This is a genomic window from Stieleria sp. (assembly GCF_041595215.1).
In the GTDB taxonomy this organism is placed as follows: Bacteria; Planctomycetota; Planctomycetia; order Pirellulales; family Pirellulaceae; genus Stieleria; species Stieleria magnilauensis.
This window is the reverse complement of the sequence record NZ_JBFHKV010000704.1, coordinates 1-4,662: the sequence shown is the minus strand read 5'-3', so window position 1 is coordinate 4,662 and position 4,662 is coordinate 1. Positions and strand designations below refer to the sequence as shown.

At 60.5% G+C, this 4,662-nt stretch carries 3 protein-coding genes; 2 read left to right on the top strand and 1 reads right to left on the bottom strand.

The window, feature by feature from the left end; genetic code table 11:
• Positions 1-86 precede the first annotated feature (86 nt).
• Together ABX749_RS22795 and ABX749_RS22790 are read left to right on the top strand one after the other, a co-directional pair.
• Positions 87-863 (top strand): ABC transporter ATP-binding protein, encoded by a 777-nt coding sequence (locus ABX749_RS22795; RefSeq protein ID WP_372898012.1) that lies wholly within the window; start codon positions 87-89, stop codon positions 861-863.
• Positions 860-1,915: an HlyD family secretion protein gene (locus ABX749_RS22790; protein WP_145209372.1), complete on the top strand. Its 1,056-nt coding sequence runs from the start codon at positions 860-862 to the stop codon at positions 1,913-1,915. Before ABX749_RS22795 ends, ABX749_RS22790 begins: the two co-directional genes overlap by 4 nt.
• Positions 1,916-2,126: 211 nt before the next feature.
• Here the strand turns inward: ABX749_RS22790 and ABX749_RS22785 are convergent.
• Positions 2,127-4,662 (bottom strand): serine/threonine-protein kinase (locus ABX749_RS22785; protein ID WP_372898011.1); only part of this gene is annotated, 2,536 nt, incomplete at its 5' end.

The window sequence follows — 4,662 nt, the reverse complement described above, 5'->3', positions numbered from 1 at the left end:
GTCTTGATGTTCGCGATTTGCTTGCTCGCGGCCGGTCTGCCTTATCTGCGCGTCCGACGTATCGACCCCCATACGGCATTGCAGTCATGACCCTCACCAACACCGGCACGACCGCCAACACGCCAGCCGATGTCCCCGTCGGTGTTCGGCCTAGCCATGGAGTTTCGCCCGAGCCGACGAAGCCTGCATTGACAACTCATGCGTTGGAAGCCAAGGGGATCGCGAAGTCATACGTGATCGGTGGCCAGTCACGCCCGGTCCTGGACGGCATCGATTTTCACGTCGATCCGGGGGAGTGCGTGTTTTTGGCCGGGCCGTCGGGAAGTGGCAAGACGACGCTGCTGTCGATCCTGGGGCTGCTCTTGACATCGGACTCCGGGCAGTTGCTTTTGAAAGACCGCCGCGTCGACGGTTTGACGGAAGTCGAACGCACCCTGGTTCGCCGACAACAGATCGGTTTTGTATTTCAACGGTTCCAACTGATCAACGGATTGACGGCCGAAGACAACGTGTCGATTCCGCTGACCATGGACGGAATGCCGCTTCGTGAGGCCCGTGAACGCGCCGCCGAATTGCTGTGCCGGATGGGGCTTGAGGATCACCGGAACGCTTTGCCGACATCAATGAGCCCCGGCCAATGCCAGCGTGTGGCATTGGCACGGGCAGTCATTGGGCAACCCGAGTTGATCTTGGCCGACGAGCCGACGGCGGCGCTGGATGGCAAGTCGGGGAGGGCCGTGATGGAATTGTTGAATGAATTGACGAAAGAATACGCCAGCTCGACCGTCGTGGTGACGCACGATCCGCGGATCTATGAGTATGCCGATCGGATCTGCGAAATGGAAAACGGGAGATTCAAATGAGACAGCTGTTTCTCGCTGGAGCATTCGCGGCGCTCGGGACCGGGATCTTGATCATCGCCGATCAGCACCAGAAATCAAATTCCCGCCCCGCATCGCTGCCCGAACTCTCGCCACCGGTCGTGACGAAGGCGTCGGTGCATGCCGCCGGACGAATCGAAGGAACGACCGAAAACGTTCTGATCCGGCCGCACTTTCCCGGCCGAATCGATTCGGTCATGGTGTCACGGGGGACCCGCGTCGAGAAGGGGCAGGTGTTGTTCCAATTGGAATCCAAACGCTATGAAGCACAACGCGACCTGGCGTCGGCGATGTTGTCCGCCGCACGCGCCAAACGCATGCGGTTGATCGCCGGCGCTCGAGAGAGCGAAATTGAAGCGGCGAAGCAGGAAACCGTTGCGGCAGAGGCTCGCTACGAAAGTTCCCGCACTCGATTTGAACGGGCCAGCAAATTGTTCTCCCGCAACGCGCTCAGCTCGCAATCGCTGGAAGATTATCGCGCCGAACATGATACGAACCTCGCGTTGATGTTGGCCGCACGCGAGCGTTACATGACGATCAAAGCCGATCCCCGTTTGGCCGACCTGATGGCGGCCGACGCCGAAATCGCTTCGGCCGAAGCCACGCTGGCGATGGCTGAAATCGACCTGCAGCGTTGTTCGATCCTCTCGCCCTGCCCCGCCATTGTGTTGGCCGTGGACGTGAATCCCGGCGAGTGGATCAGCCCCGAGATGCCGGAGCCGGCCTTGGAATTGTCAAACACCGAACGCTTGCGCGTGGTTGCTGATGTGGACGAGCGGGACGCGTTGACGGTCGCTCGGGGACAAGCCTGCGAAGTCACGGCCGATGCCATGCCCGGACAGTTCTTCTCCGGAGTCGTCGTCGAGATCGAACCGAGAATGGAACCGAAAAAGATCTACGGCGGTTGGGCGGGCGAACGCAATGAGACGCACACCCGACGCGTTTGGATCGATTTGAAGACCGACGCGACCTTGCCGATCGGGCTGCCCGTTGAGGTGATGATCTCCGGCGCCGCAATAGGCAGTGGGCAGTAACGCTAATACAGCTCAGTTGACATCAGTGAGGCGCCCGACCGCTGGCGCGAACCGGCTGATCTCATACGAATATCAGCCGTGCGGCGCGAGCCTACGGGCCTCATCGGAAGAAACGACGCTTAACTTAGCGGGCTTGGGCGATAGGCAGTTGCGTCGGGCGCGACGGTTGCCAGACACACACACGCACGTGGCGTGAGCCAGTCTCGCGCGTCTACGGCAGGGGCGGCAGGTCGGGTTCTTGGAACCCGAAGTAGATCGCTCCGTCTTGGCGATAATTGGTCGGCGTCAGGCGATGAAAGGTTTGTGATCTGGGACGCACCGAGGACCAGCGAACCGACCATCTCGGTCGACGTTCATCGATCCAGGGCAGCGATTGAGCCGCCAGTTCTTCCATCATGTAGACCGACGTGTTGCCGGCCAGATCGGAGACCGAAAGCAGCGGATCGCTCAACGTCGGGGCGCCGACGTACGCGTTGTCTTCGCCGCGAAGCTTCAAATAAGGACGCTCGGTCGCAAGCGTTTCCACGCCGATGATCTCGACATGCGGTTGGCCGTCTTCGATCAGGAAGACGCACTGATTGGCTTCCCGTTCAATCGGGACCGGGAAAATCCCGTCTGGACCCAGCCGCATTCGCAGCAGTCCACGAGGGATCTCTGCGGTGACGTTGGATAGCGACAGCTGAATCGGGCTGGCGATCGGTGTCGGGCGTCGACGGGCACCGGACGTGTCAATCATGCGGCCACTAATCGCCAGCAATCCGTTCTTCCAGACCAACTGCAACGCGGCGGCATAGTCCATCTGGATCAGGGTGGCTTCACCGCGCACCACGGCGTTGTCTAACTGGACCGCCACCAACGGCAACGCATCCTCGTTCGGGTTGAGGATTCGGCCGGGCAGGGTTTCCGAATCCGGCAGGGCTTTGGGGTCGGTCACGATCTGGAAAAACGACACGCCGTCATGGATCGCTTTATTGACCAGCGTGAACGTGCAGTTCTGGAATCGGGTCAGTCGGTTGTCATTGAGCACGAACATTGAGCCGCCATCGACTTGTTCCTGGGCGAGTTCCCAGTGAAAGTCCAGGTTGCGAAATTGGGTGCGATGGTTGCCGATGTTCAACATCTCGCTGCGGCCGATCGCCAGCGTGTCGGTGGAGACCATTCGAATGGCCGTCCGTCCGACCGTGGACTCGAAGACCATGTTGTCTTGGGGAATCGTCAACGGACCGGTGACCAACTCAGCAGTCGCCAGCTCGACGCGTCCGACCCCGAATCGCATGGCCAGGTCAATTGCGTCGGCCAGCGTCGCGACCAGGATCGCGCCGTCGGTGTCCCGATCGATTTGGTCGACTCGCATGGAAAGCGCCAGTAGACTTGGCGAGACCACGCGGACGGATTGTGGAACCGGCAATTCCGCCGGCATGACGGGGCGGGTCGGCGAGACAACCGGTGCTGATCCATTCGGCTTGTTCATCCGATTGGCTTCCTGGATTCCCGCACCGACCGCAGATCCCGCCGCGGCTAAACCACCAGCGGCCGATGCCGACAAGCCGGACGTCGTTGAATCGAATTCTGTCTCGTCCCCTTCGTTGGGCGTCATCGCCGTGTTGTCTTCGAAAGACGTGGCGGGCATTTCATCATCGCTGCCCAACGTGTCGGGGAGCGGCAACCGTGCACCGAAGCTGGGTGGCCGCGCGGCCGCTTCGGAAACATCGTCCAGATTCATGCCGGGTTCGACCGATGGAGAATCGATCGTTCCGGGGCCGACGCGATCACCTTGATTGGCCGATCCGCCAGGGAGCGACGACTCGGAACCGTTCGATGCCGGATTGCTGTCGGAGAAGGTACCCGAGGACGACGGGGGAAAGCGATCGAGGACGGAGCCGTCGGAACTGGCGGCATCGGCGTCCGATGTGCCCGCTCCGGACGGTGGCAAGGACGATCGCGCTGAACCCGTTCGACTCAGCGATGCCGGTCGGTTGATCACAAACGCATCACGGGTCGCGGTCGATTGCAATTCCAAATACCCGCCGATCATCAAAATCAACAACGCCGCGATCATCCATGGCAAATGCAATTGCAGACGCTGTAAGCCTTCGTTTCCCGAGGGAAGTGTGACGACAGCGTTAGATTGGGCGCGTTTTAATTGAAAGCGATACGCCAGCTCGCTGAGATCGGCCAACAAGTCGCGCGCATTTTGATACCGCGACTGTGGGTCTTTCGCCATCATCCGATGCATCACCGCGATCGCTTCGTCTGGCAGATCCGGACGCAGCGTCTTGGGATTGGGCAACGGGGCGTTGCCGTGGCTGATCAGCTTTTGCAGCATCGTGCCGCCGGTGTAGGGCGCTTCACCGGTCAGCATGAAGTAGAACGTGCAGCCGAGCGAATAAAGGTCGCTACGGATGTCGGCGTCGCGTGGATCAAAAGCTTGTTCGGGCGAGATGTAGTCAAACGTTCCCAGCGTGACGCCGCTGGCGGTCATGTCTTCGCTAAGATCCAGGTTGTCGCTACGGGCCAGCCCCATGTCGACCAGCTTGACCGAACCGTCTTCGGAAACCAAAACGTTGGACGGCTTGATGTCGCGGTGCACGATGCCGCGCTGCGACGCATGGTCGAGCGCTTCGGCGACTTGCGAGGTGAAGACGACGGCATCATCGAGCGAGAGCGCGCCGTGGTGGTCCACCAGATCGCGGACGTTGGTCCCATTGATGTATTCAAAGACGATGTAGTGCCAATCGTCGTAGTTG